Raw genomic sequence first — 23,629 nt, forward strand, 5'->3', positions numbered from 1 at the left:
GCGCCCGATGAACGTTCTCGAACGCTATCACGCCATGGAATACGGCCCGGCACCGGAAGCCCGCAACGAGGCCGACACATGGCTCGGCGCCCGCGATTTCGGCAAGGCGCTGTTCATCGGCGGCGACTGGAAGGCAGCCGGCGGCGGCAAGACCTTCGACACCAGTGAACCGTCCTCCGGCAAGCTGCTGGCAAAGGTATCGGACGCCAATGCCGCCGACATCGACGCCGCCGTATCGGCCGCCGCCAAGGCGCTGCCGAAATGGTCGGCGTCGTCAGGGTATCAAAGGGCAAAGGTGCTTTACGCCATCGGCCGCGCCATGCAGCGCCACCAGCGCCTGTTCGCGGTGCTTGAGACAATCGACAATGGCAAGCCGATCCGCGAAAGCCGCGATATCGACGTGCCCCTGGCGATCCGCCATTTCATCCATCATGCCGGTTGGGCGCAGGCGCTGGACAAGGATTTTCCAGGTCATAAGGGTGTCGGCGTCGTCGGCCAGATCATCCCGTGGAATTTTCCGCTGCTGATGCTGGCCTGGAAGATCGCGCCGGCACTGGCCGCGGGCTGCACCGTGGTGCTGAAGCCGGCCGAATTCACGCCATTGACCGCCATCCTGTTCGCCGAAATCTGCGAGCGTGCAGGCGTGCCTAAAGGTGTCGTCAACATCGTCCAGGGCGGCCCGGAAGCGGGCGTCGCCATCGTCAATCACCCCGGCATCCAGAAGATCGCCTTCACCGGCTCTTCGGAAGTCGGCAAGATCATCCGCAAGGCCACCGCTGGCTCGGGCAAGAAACTGTCGCTGGAACTCGGCGGCAAATCGGCCTTCATCGTCTTCGAGGATGCCGATCTCGACAGCGCCGTCGAAGGCCTGGTCGATGGGATCTGGTTCAACCAGGGCCAGGTCTGCTGCGCTGGATCGCGGCTTTTGGTGCAGGAGGGCATCGCGGATGCCCTGATAGCCAAGGTCAAGACACGCATGAGCCGGCTGCGTGTCGGCAGCCCGCTCGACAAGAACACCGATATCGGCCCGCTGGTCGACCTGACCCAGCTTGAGCGTGTCAAGGGATTGGTCGCCGAGGGCGCCCGGCAGGGCGCCGTCTGCTGGCAGCCCGATGCTGCGCTGCCGTCCTCGGGCTATTACCATCTGCCAACGCTCGCGACCGGTGTTTCGCCGGCTAATATCCTGGCCCAGGAAGAGGTGTTCGGCCCGGTCCTGGCGACCATGACCTTCCGCAACACCGAGGAAGCGATCGAGCTTGCCAATAACACGCGCTACGGACTGGCCGCCTCGGTGTGGAGCGAGAACGTCAATCTCGCCTTGCACGTCGCGCCGCAGTTGAAGGCCGGCGTCGTCTGGGTCAACGGCACCAACATGTTCGATGCCGCTTGCGGCTTCGGCGGCTACCGAGAGAGTGGTTTTGGCCGCGAAGGTGGCCGCGAAGGCATGTTCGAATACCTGACAGTCAAATTGCCGCTCGGCCCGGTCATCAAGCCGGCGGCATCCTCGGCGCAGCCCGTCGAACAGTCCGACGGCGACGCCATCGACCGCACCGCAAAGCTGTTCATCGGCGGCAAGCAGGTGCGGCCGGACGGCAATTACTCGCTGGCCGTCGGCACCGCCAAGGGCAAGCTGGCCGGCGAAGTTGGCCTTGGCAGCCGCAAGGACATCCGCGACGCGGTTTCCGCCGCCCGCGCCTGCAAAGGCTGGCCGGAGGCGACTGCCTACAACCGGTCCCAGGTGCTTTATTATCTGGCCGAAAACCTTTCCGGCCGCGCCGACGAATTTTCGGCGCGTCTCGTGCAGCTCACCGGCGCTACCGCCAAGGCCGCGCGCGAGGAGGTCGAGCAGTCAATTGAGCGGCTGTTCCTCTATGCCGGCCTTGCCGACAAATTCGAGGGCCGGGTGCATCAGCCGCCGGCGCGCGCCGTCACCCTGGCGTTGCATGAGCCGGTCGGCGTCGTCGGTATCGTCGCGCCTGACACATCGCCGCTGCTTGGGCTGATTTCGCTGGTCGCGCCGGCGCTGGCCATGGGCAACACCGTGGTTGCCGTGCCCTCGGAGCGCTATCCGTTGCTGGCGACCGATCTCTACCAGGTCATCGAATATTCCGACGTTCCGGCCGGCGCCATCAACATCGTCACCGGGCGCAGCGCCGAACTCGCCGGCGTGCTGGCCAAGCACGATGATGTCGACGGGCTCTGGATCTTCGCTGATGCCGACACCTGCGCCAAGGCGGAGGCCGAGTCCATCGGCAACCTCAAGCGCGTCTGGAGCGGCAATGGCCGCGGCCTCGACTGGTCTTCGGACGAGGCGGCAGGCGAAGCCTTCCTGCGCCGCGCCATCGAAGTGAAGAATGTCTGGGTGCCTTACGGCGACTGACCCGCTATGGGCGGCTATCGCGATGGTGATCGTGTTCGGGCTTGACGCCCGGACGCATGTTCTTTAACCAGAAAAAACATCTTTATCTGTGAACTGCCCGTCAGGCCGCACGATGGCGGCTGACTGGCACATGACGGCTTGGCCGGCCATCGATAAAGGCGAATGCATCAAGCAGGCGAGGAGTAGAGCATGGCGGATCTGGCAGGCAAGACCGTGGTCGTCACGGCAGCGGCGCAAGGCATCGGCAAGGCGAGCGCGCTGGCCTTCGCCAAGGCGGGCGCCGTGGTTTACGCCACGGACATCAATGAAGCGCTGCTGGCAGAACTCGCCAAGACTTCCGGTATCAAGACCCGCAAGCTCGACGTGCTCAACGACGAGGCGGTCAATGCCGGTTTTGCCGAGATCGGTGCTGTCGACGTGCTGTTCAACTGCGCCGGCTTCGTCCACTCTGGCTCGATCCTGGAGATGAAGGACGCCGATCTCGATTTCGCCTTCAACCTCAATGTCCGCGCCATGATCCGCACCATCCGGGCGGTGCTGCCCGGCATGCTGGAGCGCGGCGATGGATCGATCATCAACATGTCGTCGGTTGCCGGCGCCGGCAAGGGCGTGCCGAACCGTTTCGCCTATGGTGTCACCAAGGCTGCCGTGATCGGCCTGACCAAGGCGATTGCCGCCGACTATGTCGGCAAGGGCATCCGCTGCAACGCCATCTGCCCCGGCACCGTGGAGAGCCCGTCGCTGCAGGACCGCATGCATGCGCAGGGCGATTACGATGCCGCCCGCGCCGCCTTCATCGCCCGCCAGCCGATGGGCCGGCTCGGCACGCCAGACGAAATCGCCGACCTTGCCGTCTATCTGGCCGGCGCCACCTATACGTCAGGACAGGCCTACAACATCGACGGCGGCTGGTCGATCTGAGGCACGCGCCGGGACAATGACAGCTGGCTTGGAAAAGACAGCTGGCGAACAGGAAGATTGGGCCGCCTTCCATCGTTACCGGAGGGATCGGGAAGTCTGAAAATCGCGCTGATCGGCGGCCTTGCATCGGAGTGTTCGCTTGCCCCTTGTCAGGCTGGTGGCTACGGTCCGCCCGGTTCCCGGCGGAAAGTTTGAAAACGGCCACGCGGCCGCAAACAGGAGAAGGATTTAGATGAAACTGCTGCGCTATGGCGAGGCAGGGAGCGAACGCCCCGGCCTGCTCGATGCGGATGGAACGATCCGTGACCTTTCCGCCCATGTGGCCGACATTTCCGGCACGGTGCTTCATCCGGCCTCGCTGGAGATGCTGTCGAAGCTCGACGCGAAGTCGCTGCCAGCCGTTTCTGGCAAACCGCGCCTTGGCGCCTGCGTCGCCGGCACCGGCAAATTCATCTGCATCGGCCTCAACTATTCCGACCACGCCGCTGAGACCGGCGCCACTGTGCCGTCGGAACCGATTATCTTCATGAAGGCGAGTTCGGCCATTGTCGGGCCCGACGACGACGTGCTGATCCCGCGCGGTTCGGTGAAAACCGACTGGGAAGTCGAGCTCGCCGTGGTCATCGGCAAGACGGCAAAATATGTCAGCGAGGCCGATGCACTCGACTATGTCGCCGGCTATTGCGTCGCCCACGACGTTTCCGAGCGCGCCTTCCAGGCCGAGCGGCAGGGCCAGTGGACCAAGGGCAAGAGCTGCGACACGTTCGGCCCCACCGGCCCGTGGCTGGTGACCAAGGATGAGGTATCCAATCCGCAGAACCTCAAGATGTGGCTGACCGTCAACGGCAAGACGATGCAGAACGGCTCGACCAAGACCATGGTCTATGGCGTTGCCTTCCTGGTCTCCTATCTCAGCCAGTTCATGTCACTGCATCCCGGCGACATTATCTCGACCGGCACGCCGCCCGGCGTAGGCCTCGGCATGAAGCCGCCAATGTTCCTGAAAGATGGCGACGTGGTCGAACTCGGCATCGAAGGGCTCGGCCAGCAGAAGCAGACGTTCAAGGCTGACGTTTAGAGCTGCAAAGCCCGCGCCGCCCCTCATCCGCCTGCCGGCACCTTCTCCCCGTATAGTGACGGGGAGAAGAATGAAGCTCCAACGGTGGCGCCCCCTCTCCCCGTTCTTCACGGGGAGAGGGTAAGGGTGAGGGGCAGCGCCGGCGTTTTCAGACTACTTGATGGTCTTCCCATCCGCGCCAAACCGGTAGGTCTTGGCCGGATCCGGCGTCGCATAGAGCGTCGAGCCCGGCTCGGCGTCATAGACGCCGAAGATACGCACGGTGATGAGCCCGGCCTTCTCGCAATCGAGATAGAGATTGGTGTCGGCGCCGAGGTGCTCGGCATGCACGACCGTGCCCTTCCAGGTGCCGGATTTCGGATCGACGGTCAGATGTTCGGGCCGCACGCCGATGGTCTTGGCCGTCTCGCCGAGACGGGCGCCGTCGACAAAGTTCATCTTCGGTGAGCCGATGAAGCCGGCGACGAATTCATTGGCCGGCGAATTGTAGAGCTCCATCGGCCCGCCGATCTGCTCGATCCTGCCGGCGTTCAGCACGACAATCTTGTCGGCTAGCGTCATCGCCTCGACCTGGTCGTGGGTGACGTAGATCATCGTCGCCTTCAGCCGCCGATGCAGCTGCGCGATTTCCAGCCGCGTGTTGACGCGCAGGGCGGCATCGAGATTGGACAGCGGCTCGTCGAACAGGAACAGCTTGGGCTCGCGCACCACGGCGCGGCCAATGGCGACGCGCTGGCGCTGGCCGCCGGAGAGTTCGGCCGGCCGCCTTTCGAGATAGGGCTCCAGCGACAGCATCGACGAGGCGATGCCGATGCGGCGGTCGATCTCGGCAGCCGGCGTGCCAGCCTGCTTGAGGCCGAGGCCCATATTGTTCTTGACCGTCAGGTGCGGGTAGAGCGCGTAGGTCTGGAACACCATGGCGATGCCGCGCTTGGCCGGGGGTATGGTGGAGACGTCCACGCCGTCGATCACCACCCGGCCCGAGGTCGAATCCTCCAGCCCGGCTATGACCCGCAGCAAGGTCGACTTGCCGCAGCCGGAAGGGCCGACGAAGACGACGAATTCGCCATCGTTCACCTCGAGGTTGATGCCCTTCAGCACTTCTACCGGCCCGAAGGCCTTCTTCACATTCTCAATGATCAGCGAGCCCACGGCTTCGTCCCTGTTCTAGAGTTTGACGGCGGCGCCGGTGCGCACGCTCTCGTCGGCGGCAAGGCAGACGGCGAGCGATTTGACCGCATCGTCCATATGTTTGTTGAGGTCGATATCCTCGCGGATCGCCTTCAGCAAAAACGCCTGTTCGAAATCGCAGAGTTCCTGATGGCCGGGCTCGCCCTGCATGGACAGCATCTCGTCGGCCTTGACGAACTTGCCATCCGCGCCGGTCGCCGCACTGTGCAGGCGGATGGTCGAGGTCTTGGTGTGGGTGTCGATGTCGTCGGACTTGACGCCCTCCTTCATGACGATCGAGACGCAGCCGTTCGGCGAGATGACATCCTTCACGAAGAAGGCCGTCTCGGAAATCATCGGACCCCAGCCGGCCTCGTACCAGCCGACAGAACCGTCATCGAACAGCACCTGCAGATGGCCATAATTGTACATTGTCGGGGCGACCTCGCCGGTCAGCCTGACACCCATGCCGCGCACTTCGACCGGCTTGGCGTCGGTAATCTGCAGCATGACGTCGAGATAGTGCACGCCGCAGTCGACAATCGGCGAGGTCGTCTGCATCAGTTGCTTGTGTGTCTCCCAGGTGGCGCCGGAGGATTGCTGGTTCAGGTTCATGCGGAACACATAGGGGCCGCCGAGCTTGCGCGCCTCGGCGATCAGCCTGATCCAGGACGGGTGATGGCGCAGGATGTAGCCGATGACCAATTTTTTGCCGTTGGCCTTGGCCGCCGCGACGACGCGTTTGGCGTCCGCCACCGTCGTTGCCAGCGGCTTCTCGACGAAGACATGGCAACCGGCCTCAAACGCCCTGACCGCATAGTCGGCATGGCTGTCGGAATAGGTGGCGATGCAGGCGACATCGGGCTTTTCGTCATGCAGCGTCTCATCGAAAGACCGCCGGATCGGATAGCCGGACAATCCTCCCGGCAACGGCACGTCGGAACGGTTGACCAGAGCCGCGATCTGAAAGCCCGGATTGGTGTGATAGGCCAGCGCATGGCTGCGGCCCATGTTGCCGAGGCCGGCGACGACGACCCTTAGAGGATTTGGGGCGCGTAGAGGGGTCTGCGAACTCACTTGACTGCTCCGGAGGTGATGCCGCGGATCAGCTGCCGCGAGAAGATGACGTAGAGGATCAGCACCGGCATGATCGCCAGCGACAGCGCCGCCAGGATCGCATTCCAGTTGGTGACGAACTGGCCGAGGAACAGCTGCGCGCCGAGCGTCACCGTCTTGGTCTCTTCCGATGGCGCCAGGATCAGCGGGAACCACAGATCGTTCCAGATCGGGATCATGGTGAAGACGGCGACCGTCGCCATGGATGGCCGTACCAGCGGCAGAACCAGCCGGAAGAAGATCGTGTATTCGGACAGGCCGTCGATGCGGCCGGCATTCTTCAGGTCGTCGGAAACCTGCTTCATGAATTCCGACAGGATGAAGACGGCAAGCGGCAGGCCTTGCGCGGTGTAGACCAGGATCAGCGATGTCAGCGTGTTGACCAGCCCGCTCGCCACCATCAACTGCAGGATGGCGACGGTGCCGAGGCGGATCGGGATCATGATGCCGAGCGCCAGGTAAAGCCCCATCAGCGAGTTGCCGCGAAAGCGGTATTCCGACAACGCGAAGGCCGCCATGGCGCCGAACAGGAGCACGAAGAACAGCGAAGCGACGGTGACGACCAGGCTGTTCTGAAAATAGTGGATGAAATCGCCCTGGCCGATCACGGTCGTGTAGCCGATCAGATCGAATGTTTTCGGGGTCGGCGGCATCAGCGGCGCGCCGAAGATGCCCGCGCGGGATTTAAACGAATTCATCACCACGATGATCACGGGAAACAATGCGATCGCCGTATAGGTCAACAGGATCGCGTGGGCGCCGATGGTGCGGGGCAGGGAGCGGGTTGCGGTGCTCATGTCGCGCCTCAGAACTGGTAGCGACGCAAGCGCGTCTGCACGAGGAAGAGGTAGACGCAGACACCGCCCAGGATGATCAGGAACATCATCGTGGCGATGGCCGCACCCATGTTGGGGTCGCCGATCTGCAGCTGGAAGCCGAAGAAGGCGCGGTACAGGAAGGTGCCCAGAATATCGGTCGAATAATTCGGCCCGGCGAGTGCGCCCTGCGCGGTGTAGATCAGGTCGAAGGCGTTGAAATTGCCGACGAAGGTGAGGATCGAGATGATGCCGATCGACGGCAGGATCAGCGGCAGCTTGATCTTCCAGAACTGCGACAGGCCGGTGATTCCGTCGCATTCGGCTGCTTCGATCACCTCTTCGGGGATCGACAGCAGGGCGGCATAGATCAGCATCATCGGGATGCCCACGAACTGCCACACCGAGATCAGGCTGAGCGTGGTCAGCGCATATTGCTCCTTGCCAAGCCACGGCGTGAACAGGCTTTTCAGGCCGACGAGATCAAGCAGATTTGGCGCCACGCCCCATAGCGGCGACAGGATCAGCTTCCAGGCGAAGCCGACGATGACGAAGGACAGGATGGTCGGCACGAAGATCGCGGTGCGGTAGAAGGCCGAGAACCGCAGTCTCGGACTGGACAGCAGCGCTGCCAGGAGGACGCCGATCGGGTTCTGCACCAGCATGTGGATGATGAAGAACCAGGTGTTGTTTCTCAACGCATTCCAGAAATTGACCGACCAGTTGGGGTCGCCGAACAAGGTACGGAAATTTTCCAGTCCGACGAAGACCTGGCTCTGGTCGATGTTGCGGAACAGCGAAAGCTGCAGCGTGCCGGCCAGCGGCAGGATCATGATCGCCGTATAGACAAGCACCGCCGGCGCCAGAAAGATGCCGATGTGCCAGCGGAACGGTCTTTTCGGTCGTGTATCGGCCATGAGTTCGGTCCCCGCCGTCTCGCAGTTCCAGGTTCTGTGATGCTCGAAAAATGCCTCGTCATTGCCCGGTTGTCCTTTCCGATCGGAGAGGACAGGGGCTTGCGACACGTCAGCTTCGCATTCCCCACACAGGCAGGGTAAGGCCGAGAGGCAGCGCCGACAATCGCTAACTGAAAGCCGGCCGGGCGCGGGCCCGGCCAGCTCTTGGGTAGAGGTCTTACTTCGCTGGCTTGTACCAGCTGTCGAGGCCGGTCTGCAGCTTCTTGGCGGCAGCTTCCGGGGTGTCGGTGCCATTGATGACGTTGGCAGATTCAACCCAGGTCTCGTTCTCGAGGTTCGGCGTGCCGCGCGACAGGATCTGGTAGGTCGAGCGGATCGTCGACTTGCACTTGCCGCGCCAGGAGACGAATTCCTGCGCCAGCGGGTCTTCCATCTTCACCGGTGAGGAATTCAGGCTGAAGAAGCCCGGCAGCGCGTTGGCGTAGATGGTGGCGAAGTCCGGCGAAGCGACCCACGACAGGAAGGTCTTGGCTGCGTCGGCATTCTTCGAGGCTGCATTCAGGCCCATGCCGATATCGGTATGGTCGGAGATGTAGCAGGTGTCGCCGGCCTTCTGCACCGGCGGCGGGAAGGCGCCCATCTTGAACTGGGCCTGGGTGTTGAACAGGCCGATTTCCCACGAGCCGGCCGGGTAGATGGCGGCGCGGCCGAGCGTGAACAGGTTCTGGCTGTCCGGGTAGGTCTGGGCTTCGAAGCCGTCGCCGAGATAAGGCTTCCACTTGGCGAGTTCGGCATAAGGCGCGACCCAGTCGGCGTCGGTCAGCTTCTGCGTCCCCTTGATCAGAGCGGCGCGGCCGTCCTCACCCTTCCAGTAGTTCGGGCCGATGTTCTGGTAGCCCATGGTCGCGGCTTCCCAGAGATCCTTGGTGCCCATGGCCATCGGGATGTAGGTGCCGTCGGCCTTGATCTTGTCGAGCGCCGCGTAGAACTCCTCATTCGTCGTCGGGATCTTGATGCCGAGCTTTTCGAAGGCGTCCTTGTTGTAGATGAAGCCGTGGATGACCGAAGCCATCGGCACGCAGAAGCTCGACTTGCCGTCGTCGGTCTGCCAGGCGGACTTGGCGACCGGCGAGAAGTTCTCAATGCCGGGCAGCGCCGAGAGGTCGGCGAGGTTGCCCTTCTTGAACAGCTCAAGCGACTTGTCGAACGGGCGGCAGGTGATCAGGTCGCCCGCCGAGCCGGCGGCGAGCTTGGCGCCGAGTGCCGCGTCGTATTCGGTTGGAGCCGACGGTGCGAACACCACCTTGATGCCTGGGTTCTTGGCTTCGAAAGCCGGGATCAGCTTGTCCTTCCAGATGGCAAGGTCGTCGCCGCGCCAGCTTTCGATGTTGAGCGTTACGTCGCCGGCATAAGCCACCCCGGCGGAGCCGAGGATGCTGGTGCCCAGAAGCAGTGCCGTCAGTAGTTTCGTTGTCATGCTCAGTCTCCCTGTTGACCTTTTTCAGGTTCGGTTTTGATGAGAACCTAGGCTTTGGTGCCCTTGTTCCCCTCGATCGCGGAAAGGGCTGGCCGCAGCTTCTGGCCGGTCCCTTCCAGCAGTTTCTCGGCCGCGTCGGCATTGTCGGCGCCGGCGGCAAGCAAAATGGCGGTCTTGACCACGCCGCCGCTCCTGTCGAGCAAGCGGGCGGCGTCGTCGCGTGTGCGGCCGCTGATGGCGGCGACGATTCGCGCCGCACGGTCGCGCAGCTTGATGTTGTCGGCCATCAGATTGACCATGTAACCGTCATGCACATGGCCAAGATGAACGGCGGTCAGCGTCGACAGCATGTTGAGCGCGATCTTCTGAGCCGTGCCGGCGCCCATGCGGGTCGAGCCGGCGATCACCTCGGGCGGCGTTTCCAGCAGGATGGCGGTCTCGGCCAGCCTGAGCAGCGCGGAGTCCTTGTTGTTGGCGATGCCGATGGTCGCCGCACCTCGGCGCGCGGCTTCTTCGATGGCGCGCACGGCATAGGGCGTGGTGCCGCTGGCGGAGATCGCGATCAGGCAATCGCCCTTGCCGATGCCGGCATCGGCGATGGCTTGCGCCGCCTCTTCCGTATCGTCTTCCGGTCCGCCGGCCAACGTCTTGAAAGCATCGTCACCGCCGGCAATCAGGATGGCGATACGGTCACGCTGGATGCCGAAGGTGCCGGGCAATTCCAAGGCATCGGCGAGCGCCATAAGGCCCGAACTGCCGGCCGCCGCATAGGCAAGCTTGCCGCCGTTCTTCAGTTTGGCCGCAATGATCTCGGCTGCCGCCGCGATGGATGGAATGGCGTTGCGCACGACTTTCGCAGCTTCGATCTGCGCATCGGCCAACGAAGAAAGGATGGCGTCCGGGGCCTGGATATCCAGCCCCTCGGCATTCTGGTGAAGCGCTTCCGTGCGCGTTTCGGCCATTCCAGTTCCTCCACTGCCGGAACAATACCAAAAAAATACCACTTGTCCACATGCATTAACGGATTCACGGACAAGAAATCGCTGAGCCGGCGAAATGATGAGGTTTTTCAATAAAATACGCCTTAATCTTTTTGAAACGGAAATTAATCCTTGGCTATTGGTATTTTATTGGTATTATCCGTCTGGAGGAGAAATCGTGTGAATTTTGTGCTCGGCATCGATGGCGGCGGCACCAGCTGCAGGGCGGCCCTGGCAACAGCGGACGGCACTGTCGTCGGCCGCGCCAAGAGCGGCGCCGCCAATATCCGCACGGACCTTACCGGCGCCCGCTCAAACATTGTCGACGCGGCAAGGCAGGCCTTTGTCGCCGCCGGTCATGATCCTGGACTGATCCCGCGCACCCCGGCCATTCTTGGCCTCGCCGGCGCCAATGTCGGCACCTACCGGCAGCAGCTTGAGGCGATCCTGCCGTTCAGCATCAGCCGCGTCGAGACCGACGCCGAGATCGCGCTGGAAGGCGCGGTTGGTTCCGGTGACGGCGCCATGGCGATCCTCGGCACCGGCACCGCCTATATGGCGCGCAAGAACGGCACGTCGCGCGCCATTGGCGGCTGGGGCTTCCAGGTCGGCGACCAGGGCAGCGGCGCCCGCATCGGCCGCGACCTGCTGGAGCAGACCTTGCTTGCCTATGACGGCATTTGCCAGGGCTCGCCGTTGACACAGAGCATGCTCGCCGTTTTCCGCAACAATCCCGAAGACGTGGTCGAGTTCACCACCAACGCCAAGCCCGGCGACTTCGGCGGCTTCGCACCCAAGGTGTTCGAGCATGCCGCGAACGGCGACAGCGTCGCCAACTGGATCCTGGACCGGTCGGTCGCCGATGTCGAAGCGGCCCTCGGCGTGCTCGATCTTTCCACCGGCGCCCCGCTCTGCCTGCTTGGCGGCCTGGCGCCGCTTTACGCGCCACGCCTGTCGGCGCGTTACCAGGCATTGCTAAAGCCGCCGCTCGACGACGCGCTGGGCGGCGCGGTGCAGATGGCGGTGCGCCTGTTCAAAACCACGGAGGCGGCGCGATGAGCGAGGCCGCCGACCAGATCTTCGCCACGCTCAAACAATCGTCGCAAAGCGGCGCGCCGCTTTACCTGCAGCTGCGCAAGAGCATCGAGGACGCGGTCAATCGCGGCCTGATCGGGCCGGGCGACGCCTTGCCTTCCGAACGCGACATCGCCACCAAGGCCGACATTTCGCGCGTTACCGTGCGCAAGGCGGTGCAGGATCTGGTCAAGGGCGGCATCCTGGTCCAGCGTCACGGCTCCGGCACTTTCGTCGCGCCGCGCATGGAGCGGGTCGAACAGTCGTTGTCGCGGCTGACATCCTTCACCGAAGACATGGCCCGGCGCGGCATGAGCGTGCGTTCGGCCTGGCTGGAGCGCGGCATCTTCGCGCCCTCGCCCGACGAGATGATGGTGCTCGGCCTTTCGTCCAAGGAACTGGTGGCGCGGGTGTCGCGCCTGCGCATCGCCAACGACACGCCACTGGCGATCGAGCGGGCCGCGCTTTCGACCAGCGTGCTGCCCGATCCGACGTCGATCGGCTCCTCGCTATACGCGGCGCTGGAGACGACCGGCAACCGTCCGGTGCGCGCGGTGCAGCGCATCTCGGCGACCAATCTCGGCGACGTTGACGCGCGCCTGCTTGAAGTGCCGCCCGGCATTGCCGGCCTGCATATCGAGCGCATTTCCTATCTGGCGAGCGGCAAGGTGATCGAGTTCACCCGCTCCGTCTATAGAGGCGACGCCTACGACTTCGTCGCCGAGCTCCGGTTGAGTGGACCGGGAGAAGAGGGCAGACCATGAGCACTGATAAAACCCACATGCAGCGCGAGATCGAGGAGATCCCGGAGGCCACCGCCCGCCTGCTCGACGGCTCGCGTGCCATTCTGGCCGAGGCCGGGCGCGGCATTCGCGAACGCGACCCGCATTTCGTCGTGACCGTGGCGCGCGGCTCGTCCGACCACGCCGCTACTTTCGTCAAATATGCCGTCGAACTGACCGCCGGGTTGGCCGTGGCTTCGGTCGGCCCGTCGATCGCCTCGATCTATGGCGCCAGGCTGAAGCTTGGCGGCTCGGCCTGCCTGGCGATCTCGCAATCGGGCAAGAGCCCCGACATTGTCGCCATGGCCGAGACGGCGCGGGCCGGCGGCGCCTTGACCATCGCCATCACCAACACCGCCGATTCGCCACTGGCACGTGCATCGGACTACGCGATCGATATCCTGGCAGGACCGGAGCGCAGTGTCGCGGCGACCAAGACCTTCGTCAATTCGGCGGTCGCCGGCCTCGCGCTGATGGCGCATTGCACAGGCGATGAGGCCCTTTTGACCGCGCTGGCGCGCTTGCCCGACCATTTTCGCAAGGCCATCGCCTGCGACTGGACGGTGCTGGCGAAGACGCTGGAGAAGCAGAAGTCGCTGTTCATCCTTGGCCGTGGCCCATCCGCGGCGATCGCCAACGAGGCGGCGCTGAAATTCAAGGAAACCTGCGCCATGCATGCCGAGGCATTCAGTGCCGCCGAGGTCATGCATGGGCCACTGGCGCTGATCGGCCCTGACTTCCCGGTGCTGGCGCTCGCCGCCCGCGACGCCTCGGAGCCCTCCGTCGCCGAAGCCGCCGACAGCCTGGCGGGCAAGGGCGCGCCGGTGTTCGTCACCTCGGATCTGGCGCGGGCGGCGGTGCGCCTGCCGCATGTCGCCACCGGCCACCCGCTGACCGATCCGCTGGCGCTGATCGTTTCCTTCTACATGTTCGCCGAGGCCCTTGCCCGCCATCGCGGCCTCGATCCGGACACGCCACCCAATCTGCGCAAGGTGACTGAAACCGTATGAGCGACTGTTTTGCCCTGACCGGCGCCCGGATATTCGACGGCGACAACTGGCACGACAATGCAGCCCTTGTCGTGCGCGACGGGCTTGTCGAGGCGATCGTGCCAGCCGGCGCCATCCCCTCCGGCGTCGGCCATGTCGAGACCAATGGCGGCCTGCTCGTGCCGGGCTTCGTCGACCTTCAGGTCAATGGCGGCGGCGGCGTCATGCTCAACGATCATCCCGATGTCGCCTCGATCGAGACCATCTGCCGGGCGCACGCACCGTTCGGCACAACGGCACTGTTGCCGACGCTGATCACCGATACGCCCGCCATCACCGCCGCCGCGATCGCCGCCGGCGCGGAGGCGGCGCGGCAAAAGCTGCCGGGCTTCCTCGGCCTGCATATGGAAGGGCCGCATCTGTCGATTGCCCGCAAGGGCGCGCATGACCCGGCATTGATCCGGCCGATGACGGATCAGGACCAGGCGGCGCTGATCGCCGCACGGCAGAAGCTGCCGGTGCTGCTGACCACCGTTGCTCCTGAATCCGTGACACCGGCCCGCGTTTCGGCTCTCACCGAAGCCCGCGTGGTCGTCAGCCTCGGGCATTCCGATACCGGCTACGCCGATGCCAGCAGCTTTGCCGAGGCCGGCGCCTCTGTTGTCACGCATCTGTTCAACGCGATGAGCCAGATCGGCAACCGCGAGCCCGGGCTGGTGGGCGCCGCCATCGATATCGGTACGTTGTCCGCCGGGCTGATCGCCGACGGCATCCATGTCCATCCCGCCAGCATCAAGATCGCGCTGGATGCCAAGCAGGGGCCGGCCCGGATCTTCCTGGTCACCGACGCCATGGCGACCATCGGCACGGACATGAACTCGTTCACGCTCAACGGCCGCACCATTTACCGCAAGGATGGCAGCCTGCGGCTGGCGGACGGCACGCTGGCCGGTGCCGATCTCGACATGATCTCCGCCGTGCGCTTTATCCACCGCGTTGTCGGGGTCGAGCTGTCGGAGGCGCTGCGCATGGCTTCGCTCTATCCGGCGCAAGCGGTCGGCCAGTCGCACCGGCTCGGCCGGTTCGCCAATGGCACCGCCGCTGACATTGTCGCCCTCTCCGACGCGCTTGATATCCGGCACGTCTGGATCGACGGTCAAAGGGTTTTCGAGGCCGGCTGAAAGCGAGCCCATGGACACGGTCGATTGCGTTGTCGCCGGAGCCGGTGTCGTGGGGCTGGCCATCGCCAGGACGCTCGCCTTGGCGGGCCGCGAGGTGCTGGTGGTCGAAAAGGCCAGTGCGATCGGCACGGCGACAAGTTCACGCAATTCCGAAGTCATCCATGCCGGCCTTTATTATGTGCCGGGTAGCCTGAAGGCGCGGCTCTGCGTCGAGGGACGCGAGCAGCTCCATGCCTATTGCCGCGACCACAATATCGGCCATGCACGCACCGGAAAGCTGATCGTCGCCGTGGAGCCCGACCAGATGGACAGGCTGACGGACATCCGAGCCGATGCCGAGCGCTGCGGCGTCACGGACCTCGAACTGCTGTCGCGCAGAGAGGCTGAAAACCTAGAACCCGCGCTGAAATGCGCCGGCGCCTTGCTGTCGCCTTCCACCGGCATTGTCGACAGCCAGGCATTGATGCTGTCGTTACGTGGTGACGCGGAAGCCGCCAGCGCCTCCCTTGCCCTGATGACGACTGTTACCGCTGCCTCCGTCGAGGGCGACGGGATCGAAATCCATACACTGGATGCCAATGGCGAAGCGTTCGCGCTAAAGGCCGGCGCCTTCGTCAATGCCGCCGGTCTGGAGGCACAGGCCCTGGCCAACCGGATCAAAGGCTTCCCGCAGGCGCTGGTTCCGCCGCTCTGGCTGGCGCGTGGAAATTACTTCGCGCTTTCAGGCCGGTCGCCGTTCTCTCGGCTGATCTATCCCGTGCCTGTGCATGGCGGCCTCGGCGTGCATCTGACCCTCGACCTTGCCGGCAGCGCGCGTTTCGGCCCGGATGTCGAATGGATCGACGCAGTGGATTACACGGTCGACCCCGCCCGGGGCGCAGTCTTCTACGATGAAATCCGCCGCTATTGGCCCGGCCTCGAGGACGATGCCCTGCACGCAGCCTATGCCGGCGTGCGGCCAAAGCTCTCCGGCCCGGGCCAGCCAGCAGCCGACTTCATGGTGCAAGGACCCGCCGACCATGGCGCTGGCCCAATCGTCAACCTGTTCGGCATCGAGAGCCCGGGCCTCACCGCCAGCCTCGCCATCGCCGATCATGTTTTCGGGCTTTTGTACCCGCACTGATCACTGCCCGTCGTCGTTGCGGCGGTTGGGAAGCCGGCTTCCTAAGAGGAGTAAAGCCCCTTGTAGGTGTCGCGCAGCAGATTCTTCTGCACCTTGCCCATCGTGTTGCGCGGCAATTCGTCAACGAAGATCACCCGCTTGGGATGCTTGTATTTCGCCACCCGCTGCGCGATCGCACCGAGAATGTCGGCGGCACTTATGACAGAGGCCGGGGAGCGGACCACGACGGCGGTGACGCCTTCGCCGAAATCCGGATGGGCAACGCCGATGACAGCGCTCTCCGCGACGCCGTCAAGCGCGTCGATCTCGCTCTCGAGTTCCTTGGGATAGATGTTATAGCCGCCGGAGATGATCAGGTCCTTGCCGCGCCCGACGATGTGGACGTAGCCATCGGCATCGATGATGCCGAGATCGCCCGATATGAAGAACCCGTCGGCGCGGAACTCCGCCCTGGTCTTTTCCGGCATGCGCCAGTAACCGCCGAAAACATTTGGGCCTTTCACCTCGATCATGCCGACCTCGCCCTGGGCAAGGGCGGCGCCGCTGTCGGGGTCGGCGATGCGAAGCGAAACCCCGGGCAAGGGAAAGCCGACCGTGCCGGCGCGGCGCTCGCCTTCATAGGGGTTTGACGTGTTCATGTTGGTTTCGGTCATGCCGTAGCGCTCGAGGATGGCGTGACCGGTGCGCTCGCGCCAAGCCTTGTGCGTCTCGGCCAGCAGTGGCGCCGACCCTGAAATGAACAGGCGGATGTTGCCCGCCGCCTGACGGCTCAACCCGTCCTGCTGCAGCAGTCTGACATAGAAGGTCGGCACGCCCATCAAGGCGGTGGCGCGCGGCAGCAGCGAGACAATGCGGGCAGGATCGAATTTCGTTTCGAACAGCATCGAGGCCCCGGCCATAAGGATGACGTTGGTGGCGACGAACAAGCCATGCGTGTGGAAGATCGGCAACGCGTGGATCAGCACGTCATCGGCTGTGAAGCGCCAATGGTCGACCAGCACCCGCGCATTCGAGGCGAGGTTCTCGTGGCTGAGCATGGCGCCCTTGGAACGGCCTGTCGTTCCCGAGGTGTAAAGGATCGCGGCCAGATCGTCCGGGCCACGCACGACGTCGTGAAAATCCGTCGCCTGCCGCGAGGCCTGATCGGTCAGCGAGCCCTGGCCGCCGCGGCCGAGCGTGACGGTGACGGCGCCCGACTTTGCCGCGAGCGGCTCAATTTCAGCCGCGCGTGCCGGATCGCAGACGACCAGCCGTGGTTCGGCATCGCCGAAGAAATATTCGAGCTCCGTCAAAGTATAGGCGGTGTTCAGCGGCAGGAAGACCGCGCCGGCGCGCAGGCAAGCGAGATAGAGCAGAACCGCCTCTGGGCTCTTCTCGACCTGTACGGCGACGCGGTCGCCCGGCTCGACCTCCAGCTGCAGAAGCGCGTGCGCCAGCTGCGCCGAGCGCGCCAGCATGTCGCCATAAGTCAGCAAACGGCCATCGTCGCTCTCCATCAACAACCGCGTCGGTTTGGGCATGCGGGAGCGGAACGCGTCGAAAAGATGATTGCTCATGGGGTCTTCCTGGAATCGTGAGCCGGCCGACCTTGAGCATGACTTGGATCATGCCTTTGGCGTGGCAAAGAGTTCGCGGTTCTTGCGGATGCCGTCAAGCCTGTAGCGGCGGCACGTTCACTATGCCCTGTCCGTCTTCAACGGCACAGAGGGATTGGACCTATGTGAAAGATCGCTACCGCCGGGCGCGTTCGGCCTTGCCGGCGCCCGTTTCCAAGTCTTCGTTCCGCTTGAACCGCTCCATGCATATGGCCGCCGTCAGGCTGTAGTGGTTGAGCAAGGCTTCAACCGCACCATCGGCGTCGCCATCCATGGCCCGTTCTGCGATCAGACGATGTTCACTTAAATCGTCACGTTGAGGGCTTTGGCTGTCAGTGGACATCTGCCGGTAGCGATAAGCCTGATCGGAAAGCTGTTCGCAAAAACCAATCAGATATTGCGACCTGCAGGCCGAAATCAGAACGCGATGGAAGGTGCGGTGCAGTTTTTCCCAGTCCGCATTGAGCGACGACAGATTATCCAGCGAGACGCGAGACGCGCGACCAAGACGATGCAGCGCCAGGACGACCTGCTCTTCCCATTCGGCGGTGCGGTAGGTGATGGATTCGCGAAGCGCCCGCTCTTCAAGCCAGCAGCGGGTCCGAGTCAGCTCCTCGAGTTCCTCGGCACTGACCGGCATGATGAAGAAGCCGCGCTGGTCATGCCGGCCAAGCAGGCCTTCGGAGGCCAGCCGGTTGAGAGCTTCGCGGACTGGCGAAGCCCCGGCGCCGTATTTGGCGACGACCCATTCGACGCGCAGCTTGCTCTCGGCTTCGAGCACCCCGGCGAGAAGATCATTGCGCAGTTGTTGATAGACAACGCTGGCAAGCGTGCTCTTCGGCCCGGTTCCATCGTCGTTCAGATTGGCAGACCCGTAAGTCAAGGCGACTCCTTTCCCCAACTTTTGTTTTGGGCAACGTGAGTCCGAAACCAGCCACTTTTCGTACATGTACCATATAGCGCCCAGCCTGTGACGCTCAAGCAGAAGATGTCGTTATTGTACTTAAGCACGAAGGAATGTAGGTCAGAGTGGCGGTTTATGCTGAAAATTCGAGCAGTCCTACAACCAGCAGAAACTTAACATGTTTTGTATACACGCCAGATTATCTGTTACGCCCTCCGGATATGGCAAAGAACATTCGATCCGAATCAGCTTGCGGCCCGATGATCGGCACGCGGGGTTACGCGGGCCAATGCGGCCCGTTGGTTCAACATGAGAACTGAAGCGCAAGCCCGCTGAGGTTAGCCGGCTGCCTTGTCGGCAGCAGCCCTGATCGCCTCGATGTTTGCCCGATAGGATTCGACGCTGCCGCCCTTGAAGATGGCCGCACCGGCCACCAACACATCGGCGCCGGCAGCGGTGACCAGCGGTGCGGTTTCGGCTGAAACGCCGCCGTCGATCTCGATGCGGATGGGCCTGTCGCCAATCAGCGCCTTGACCCGCCTCACCTTGTCGACCATCGCCGGGATGAAGGCCTGGCCGCCGAAACCGGGATTGACCGTCATGATCAGGATCAGGTCGAGCCGGTCGAGCACATATTCGATAGCACTTTCAGGTGTTGCCGGATTGAGCGACACGCCCGCCTTCTTGCCAAGATTGCGGATGGTCTGCAGCGAGCGATCGAGATGTGGCCCAGCCTCGGCATGGACCGTCATGCCGTCGCAGCCGGCGTCGGCGAAGGCTGCCAGGTAGGGATCGGCCGGTGCGATCATCAGATGGCAATCGAAGAAGGCCTTGGTGCGGTTGCGGATCGCCTTGATCACCGGCGGGCCGAAAGTGATGTTGGGCACGAAATGCCCGTCCATGACATCGAGATGGATCCAGTCGGCGCCAGCCGCCGCCACCGCTTCCACCTCGTCGCCGAGCTTGGAAAAATCCGATGCCAGCACCGAAGGTGCGATCAGGGTCTTTTTGCTCATCTCGCGGCCTTTCCGAGCGCCTTTTCATCCGGCCACTCTGGATCGACTGCCTAATGCGCTCCAGGTGACTTGTCGAGGGTGCAGGCGCCTTCGCTCACAGGCCAGCCCTTACGGCGAACAGCGCGGCTGCCTTGGCGCTTGTTCCGGGCAAAGCAAAACCCGCCGGATCGCTCCGGCGGGTTTCTGGTCGGGATTGCAGCCGATTACTGCTGCTGGAGTTTCAGGATCCTGTTGGGAATCGGGTCCTGTTGCAGCTGTTCGACCGGCAGCCGGCGTCTCGGCAGGACCTGCTGCAGGATATTCGGATTGAGCAACTGGCCCGGGTTGAGTTCCAGGGATGGTTGTCCACGGATCGGCCGGCAGTTCGGATATCGCCCGACAGTGCCTTCAGGGCAGCGCCGCCTGATGATCGGCTGGCACTGGCCATTGATCATCTGGGAGCCCGGGGCGCATTCCTGCTGTTGCCGGGGCTTGCGGCATGCGCCGTCGATCACCTCGGTCCCACGCGGGCAGACACATTCGCCACGCTTGTTTGGGACCTGGCCGCGTATGTCGCACTGCACCACATCAGGCTGTTTGCGCCGGCAGGCATTGCCTTGCACCTCGGTACCCCTCGGGCAGATACAGTCGCCGTTGGCGTTCTGGACCTGGCCACGGATGGTGCACTGCTGCGGCTTCGGCCGGATTGGACGACAGGCGTTGTTCCTGACTTCCATGCCATCCGGGCAGACGCAATCACCGTTGGCGTTCTGGAACTGGCCACGGATGGTGCACTGTTGCGGCTTCGGCTGGATTGGACGGCAGGCGTTGCCTCGAACTTCGGTGCCCCTCGGGCAGACGCAATCGCCATCGGCGTTGTGGGTCTGGCCACGGATGGTGCACTGCTCTGGCTTCGGCCTGTCGCGTACGCAGGCATTGGCTTGCCTGTCGAGATGCGTGCCGTCCGGGCAATAGCAGCTGTTGCCGTCCGAGGTCGGAATAGAACCCGGAATGGTGCAGCCTGGCTGGCCGGTTTTGACGCAAGCGCCATTCTCCAGCTCCGTGCCCCGCGGGCAGACACAACGTCCGTCCTCGGTGCGGATCTGACCGTCCAGCAGCACGCAACGCGGCGGCGGTGGCAGCGGCAGAAGGTTGGTGCCGCCGCCGGTGCACTGGCCGTTGCGGAAGGTGGTGCCTTCCGGGCAGACGCAGCGGCCGGCGTCATTCATCACGAAGCCTTGCGAGCACTGCTGCTTCACGTCATGCCTGATGGTGAAGGGATGGCAAGCATAGGCCTTGCCGCGATTGCCCTGCACATTGGTCAGGTCGCCTGAAAGCACGTCGCCGCCGCCTTGCACCCGTGTGTCGGGAGACAGGACGCCAACGCAGTTCTGCCCGTTTAGCGTGCCGCGCAGATTGGCCAGCCGGCCGTCCTCGGGAATGACGACGGTGACATGGTGCGTGTGGCTTTCTCCGGCACCAAGCGTCAGGTTGGCGATGCAGGACGCAGGCAGTGTCGCGGGCTCCGGCGAACAGCCGAAGGGCGGATCGATCGAGGTGATCGCAACACCGTCCAGCCGGCCGAGACCCTCCACGCCGATCGCATCACCGATGCGGACCGGGCCGGAGAAGGGGCTCGTGCCGTCGTTGGTGATGGTGATGTCGAACGAGCACAGCTGGCCGGGCTGGCATTCGCTGTCACCGGTCTTTTCGACGCGGATGGTGGAGGTACCGCCACCCTTGGCGCAGGCCTGGCCGATCGGGTAGACGACGTCGTCTCCCGGGGCCGGGCCATACGAGCCGCGTGCGCAGTTCTCGAACTCACCATTCGCCGACACCGTCACGTCGAAGTGGCGGCTCACTCCAGGCGCCATCACGGCGCCGGGAATCTGGCAGGACAGTGCGTTGGCCGGAACCGGTCCGCAGGCCCATTCCGCGCCGTCCGGCGTGACGGACTGGATCTGCACCGGTGCGCCGCCGGCCACCAGCGTGGCGGCATCACTGACCCGCACCGGACCTGTGGGGGCAGCCGTGCCGAGGCTGATGACGGTGATGCGGCAAGAAACGGCCGCCGCACCGGCCAGCGAGCCGCTGCACACTTTGGTGATGCGCAACGTCGGCTTGCCGCCATTGGGATGACGGATGCGTTCCTTGGCGCAGGCCTTGTTGTTGGTGAGGTCGTTTTCACCAGGGATAGGCTTCACCTCGGCGCAGTTCTCCACCGTGTCGGACTGGTAGCCGGCCGGCATCACCGCCTTGACGAAGATCGGCGTCGAAGCGCCCGGCACCAGCGATATCCCGGCATTGTCGCAACGGAATTGGCCGGGGCCGTTGGGTCCGCATGTCCACGGCGGAGTCGGGCCGAACGTCGAGGATGCCGGCGCGCCGCCCGGATAGCTGTCGATCACCGTCAGCGGCCCATTATAGGTGCCGCTGCCGTTGTTGATGATGTCGATCACGAAGGTGCAGATGCCGTCGGCCGTGCAGACCTCGGTGCGGGCACGCTTCTTCAGGATCAGATCGACCTTCTTCTCGATCGGCGGCTGGCAATTGCGGTCACGATCGCCGCGCCGGCAGATCGGGATCGAAGCGCAGCCGCGATCGTTCTGCTGGCTGCCGAACAGCGGCTTGCCGCTGGCGGCGTAGTTGTAGGTGGCGCAGTTGCGCAAGGTGCTGCCTTGCCAGCCACCCGCCGGCTTGAAGCCGAGCTTGAGGTCGACAAAGGCCCCCGGATTGAGCGTGGTCACCGGATAGGTGCACGTCATCGGGGTGGTTCCGGGCACGCAGACCCAGGGCGGATTCGGCCCTGAATCCAGCGTCGAACCGGCTGGCAGCGTCACTTCGTCGAGCACGATCTTGCCATTGTAGGCACCCGTGCCGACATTGGTGACCCTGATGGTGAAGTCGCAGCCGCCGCCCATCGTGCACCGGGTGACATCGGCACGCTTTTCAACCTTGAGGTCCGGTTCCTTGTCCTTGGGCGGGCATCTCAGGTCGCGTGGGATGACGATGTCGATTGTCTGCGTGCAGCAGAGGCCCCAGCCCTCCTTCGGTCCGGCATAGGTGTTGATGCCGGTGACGATGAGGTGGATGACATCGCCGGGCGACGCGCCGACGATCTTCCAGTTGAGCACACCGCCGCCCGCCGGCACCTGTTGCGTGTCGGGGATGATGGTGATGCCGGGCGTGGTGGTCGAAAGCTGGATCCACTTGCCGCCCATGTCGGGACCGACCGGCATGTGGTAGATGAAGGCGCCGCCGCCGGGCACGCAGTCGACCGTGCCTTTTTCGACCTTGAAGCATTCATGGTCGGTTGGAGGCGGCGGCTTCTTTTCGCAGTGGGTGAGGTCGATCCGGATCGAGGTCTTCTCGCCGGTGGTGATGATGCCGTCATCCGGCTTGCTCGGGTCCTGCGACGGGATGATGGTGCCCGTGCCGGTGCCGGCCGTGACCTTGATCAGGCCCTGGTTGTCGACCATCGCCGGCGCGGGAAACGCCGCTTGGTCGATCTTGGCTGTGATCCTGAAGGTAATGACGCGTTCATTGAGTGCGCCGGACCCGTCGAGATCGGTGGCGGAAATCCGGAAGTCGGACACCGTCGCCGTGTCGTTGGGACCGCCCGAAGAACTGATCACCGCGCCGGGCAGCGGACCGCCGGAAGAATCCGTGCCGTCACCGGCGACCTGCACATTGACGATCGAAAGACCATGCGGAAGCTGGTCCTTGAAGTCGAGCTGGGCTTTTTTCAGCGCCGCCGCGAGGCTGGGGCTGGCAAAGCTTTGCGGATCGCCGCGCAGGCCAAAGCTGAGGAAGTATTCGACATAGTCGCAGCTGCGCTGGCCGCCCTTCTTGGTGAAGAACGGCACCACGCGTCCAGGCTCCGGATTGACGATACGCGAATTGTCGAGCTGGAGCTGAACATCCGGGCTGGTGGTGGCCTGGATGTTCTGGGCAGCGGCCGCCGGCAATGCCGGCGCAAGGGCGACCGCGATACCGGCCGCCATCAGCCAGCGCGCGCCGCGCCTGGCGAGTGACAGGGGTTTCATGATCGTCTCCAAGACCTTTGACTGCTTGCCGGCTGAGTTGTTGCCGGTTGCGAGCGGGGAACGTTGTGAAATGTTCATCTCCCCCT

General features: G+C 63.9%; 18 protein-coding genes. 8 read left to right on the forward strand and 10 right to left on the reverse strand.

Annotated elements, in window-relative coordinates:
- Positions 1–7: 7 nt before the first annotated feature.
- The 3 genes from GA829_RS03845 to GA829_RS03855 all read left to right on the forward strand — a co-directional run bounded on the left by GA829_RS03845 (position 8) and on the right by GA829_RS03855 (position 4,379).
- Positions 8–2,380, forward strand: coding sequence for an aldehyde dehydrogenase family protein (locus GA829_RS03845; RefSeq protein WP_195177240.1), 2,373 nt, complete (start codon positions 8–10; stop codon positions 2,378–2,380).
- Between the two features lie 189 nt (positions 2,381–2,569).
- Positions 2,570–3,301 carry an SDR family oxidoreductase gene (locus GA829_RS03850; protein ID WP_195177241.1) on the forward strand — a complete coding sequence of 244 codons (732 nt, stop codon included), beginning with the start codon at positions 2,570–2,572 and terminating at the stop codon, positions 3,299–3,301.
- A gap of 232 nt (positions 3,302–3,533) precedes the next feature.
- Positions 3,534–4,379 (forward strand): fumarylacetoacetate hydrolase family protein, encoded by an 846-nt coding sequence (locus GA829_RS03855; RefSeq protein WP_195177242.1) that lies wholly within the window; start codon positions 3,534–3,536, stop codon positions 4,377–4,379.
- A 153-nt stretch (positions 4,380–4,532) separates the two neighbouring features.
- On the opposite strand, the gene GA829_RS03860 is transcribed toward GA829_RS03855, so the two are convergent.
- The 6 genes from GA829_RS03860 to GA829_RS03885 all read right to left on the reverse strand — a co-directional run bounded on the left by GA829_RS03860 (position 4,533) and on the right by GA829_RS03885 (position 10,836).
- The gene (locus GA829_RS03860) at positions 4,533–5,531 is read right to left on the reverse strand and encodes an ABC transporter ATP-binding protein (protein ID WP_195177243.1); all 999 of its coding nucleotides are present in this window, start codon (positions 5,529–5,531) and stop codon (positions 4,533–4,535) included.
- A 15-nt stretch (positions 5,532–5,546) separates the two neighbouring features.
- Positions 5,547–6,560: a Gfo/Idh/MocA family protein gene (locus tag GA829_RS03865; protein WP_195179515.1), complete on the reverse strand. Its 1,014-nt coding sequence runs from the start codon at positions 6,558–6,560 to the stop codon at positions 5,547–5,549.
- 62 nt (positions 6,561–6,622) lie between these two features.
- Complete coding sequence (locus GA829_RS03870) at positions 6,623–7,462, reverse strand: carbohydrate ABC transporter permease (protein WP_195177244.1); 840 nt, start codon at positions 7,460–7,462, stop codon at positions 6,623–6,625.
- Between the two features lie 8 nt (positions 7,463–7,470).
- Positions 7,471–8,397, reverse strand: a complete 927-nt coding sequence (locus GA829_RS03875) for a carbohydrate ABC transporter permease (protein WP_195177245.1) — start codon at positions 8,395–8,397, stop codon at positions 7,471–7,473.
- 217 nt (positions 8,398–8,614) lie between these two features.
- Positions 8,615–9,874 carry an ABC transporter substrate-binding protein gene (locus GA829_RS03880; RefSeq protein ID WP_195177246.1) on the reverse strand — a complete coding sequence of 420 codons (1,260 nt, stop codon included), beginning with the start codon at positions 9,872–9,874 and terminating at the stop codon, positions 8,615–8,617.
- 47 nt (positions 9,875–9,921) lie between these two features.
- Complete coding sequence (locus GA829_RS03885; RefSeq protein ID WP_195177247.1) at positions 9,922–10,836, reverse strand: N-acetylmuramic acid 6-phosphate etherase; 915 nt, start codon at positions 10,834–10,836, stop codon at positions 9,922–9,924.
- Between the two features lie 198 nt (positions 10,837–11,034).
- On the opposite strand from GA829_RS03885, the gene GA829_RS03890 reads away from it, so the two are divergent.
- The 5 genes from GA829_RS03890 to GA829_RS03910 are packed head-to-tail and all read left to right on the forward strand — an operon-like array spanning position 11,035 to position 16,003.
- Entirely contained in the window at positions 11,035–11,913 is an 879-nt protein-coding gene (locus GA829_RS03890; protein WP_195177248.1) for a glucosamine kinase nucleotide-binding domain-containing protein, read from the forward strand.
- On the forward strand, positions 11,910–12,692 hold the full coding sequence (locus tag GA829_RS03895; protein WP_195177249.1) for a GntR family transcriptional regulator: 783 nt from the start codon (positions 11,910–11,912) through the stop codon (positions 12,690–12,692). The genes GA829_RS03890 and GA829_RS03895 overlap by 4 nt, the downstream gene beginning before the upstream one ends.
- Complete coding sequence (locus GA829_RS03900) at positions 12,689–13,720, forward strand: SIS domain-containing protein (protein WP_195177250.1); 1,032 nt, start codon at positions 12,689–12,691, stop codon at positions 13,718–13,720. Before GA829_RS03895 ends, GA829_RS03900 begins: the two co-directional genes overlap by 4 nt.
- On the forward strand, positions 13,717–14,880 hold the full coding sequence (nagA, locus tag GA829_RS03905; RefSeq protein WP_195177251.1) for an N-acetylglucosamine-6-phosphate deacetylase: 1,164 nt from the start codon (positions 13,717–13,719) through the stop codon (positions 14,878–14,880). The genes GA829_RS03900 and nagA overlap by 4 nt, the downstream gene beginning before the upstream one ends.
- 10 nt (positions 14,881–14,890) lie before the next feature.
- Entirely contained in the window at positions 14,891–16,003 is a 1,113-nt protein-coding gene (locus GA829_RS03910) for an NAD(P)/FAD-dependent oxidoreductase (protein WP_195177252.1), read from the forward strand.
- Between the two features lie 41 nt (positions 16,004–16,044).
- Here GA829_RS03910 and GA829_RS03915 read toward each other — a convergent pair whose 3' ends face one another.
- From GA829_RS03915 to GA829_RS03930, 4 genes are all read right to left on the reverse strand, one after another.
- Positions 16,045–17,559, reverse strand: coding sequence for a malonate--CoA ligase (locus GA829_RS03915; protein ID WP_195177253.1), 1,515 nt, complete (start codon positions 17,557–17,559; stop codon positions 16,045–16,047).
- A 175-nt stretch (positions 17,560–17,734) separates the two neighbouring features.
- The gene (locus GA829_RS03920; protein WP_195179516.1) at positions 17,735–18,481 is read right to left on the reverse strand and encodes a GntR family transcriptional regulator; all 747 of its coding nucleotides are present in this window, start codon (positions 18,479–18,481) and stop codon (positions 17,735–17,737) included.
- A gap of 359 nt (positions 18,482–18,840) precedes the next feature.
- Entirely contained in the window at positions 18,841–19,518 is a 678-nt protein-coding gene (rpe, locus tag GA829_RS03925; RefSeq protein ID WP_195177254.1) for a ribulose-phosphate 3-epimerase, read from the reverse strand.
- Between the two features lie 203 nt (positions 19,519–19,721).
- Positions 19,722–23,621 (reverse strand): DUF7929 domain-containing protein, encoded by a 3,900-nt coding sequence (locus GA829_RS03930; protein WP_374940382.1) that lies wholly within the window; start codon positions 23,619–23,621, stop codon positions 19,722–19,724.
- Positions 23,622–23,629 lie beyond the last annotated feature (8 nt).

The sequence above is a fragment of the Mesorhizobium sp. INR15 genome (assembly GCF_015500075.1).
Taxonomy (GTDB): Bacteria; Pseudomonadota; Alphaproteobacteria; order Rhizobiales; family Rhizobiaceae; genus Mesorhizobium.

What these genes read in the sequence shown, in the direction of transcription:
- GA829_RS03910 (WP_195177252.1), top strand. Translation starts at nt 14,891, where the DNA reads ATGGACACGGTCGATTGCGTTGTCGCCGGAGCCGGTGTCGTGGGGCTG.
- GA829_RS03885 (WP_195177247.1), bottom strand. Translation starts at nt 10,836, where the DNA reads ATGGCCGAAACGCGCACGGAAGCGCTTCACCAGAATGCCGAGGGGCTG.
- GA829_RS03855 (WP_195177242.1), top strand. Translation starts at nt 3,534, where the DNA reads ATGAAACTGCTGCGCTATGGCGAGGCAGGGAGCGAACGCCCCGGCCTG.
- GA829_RS03900 (WP_195177250.1), top strand. Translation starts at nt 12,689, where the DNA reads ATGAGCACTGATAAAACCCACATGCAGCGCGAGATCGAGGAGATCCCG.
- rpe (WP_195177254.1), bottom strand. Translation starts at nt 19,518, where the DNA reads ATGAGCAAAAAGACCCTGATCGCACCTTCGGTGCTGGCATCGGATTTT.
- GA829_RS03865 (WP_195179515.1), bottom strand. Translation starts at nt 6,560, where the DNA reads ATGGGCCGCAGCCATGCGCTGGCCTATCACACCAATCCGGGCTTTCAG.
- GA829_RS03895 (WP_195177249.1), top strand. Translation starts at nt 11,910, where the DNA reads ATGAGCGAGGCCGCCGACCAGATCTTCGCCACGCTCAAACAATCGTCG.
- GA829_RS03870 (WP_195177244.1), bottom strand. Translation starts at nt 7,462, where the DNA reads ATGAGCACCGCAACCCGCTCCCTGCCCCGCACCATCGGCGCCCACGCG.
- GA829_RS03845 (WP_195177240.1), top strand. Translation starts at nt 8, where the DNA reads ATGAACGTTCTCGAACGCTATCACGCCATGGAATACGGCCCGGCACCG.
- GA829_RS03880 (WP_195177246.1), bottom strand. Translation starts at nt 9,874, where the DNA reads ATGACAACGAAACTACTGACGGCACTGCTTCTGGGCACCAGCATCCTC.
- GA829_RS03915 (WP_195177253.1), bottom strand. Translation starts at nt 17,559, where the DNA reads ATGAGCAATCATCTTTTCGACGCGTTCCGCTCCCGCATGCCCAAACCG.
- GA829_RS03930 (WP_374940382.1), bottom strand. Translation starts at nt 23,621, where the DNA reads ATGAACATTTCACAACGTTCCCCGCTCGCAACCGGCAACAACTCAGCC.
- GA829_RS03875 (WP_195177245.1), bottom strand. Translation starts at nt 8,397, where the DNA reads ATGGCCGATACACGACCGAAAAGACCGTTCCGCTGGCACATCGGCATC.
- GA829_RS03850 (WP_195177241.1), top strand. Translation starts at nt 2,570, where the DNA reads ATGGCGGATCTGGCAGGCAAGACCGTGGTCGTCACGGCAGCGGCGCAA.
- nagA (WP_195177251.1), top strand. Translation starts at nt 13,717, where the DNA reads ATGAGCGACTGTTTTGCCCTGACCGGCGCCCGGATATTCGACGGCGAC.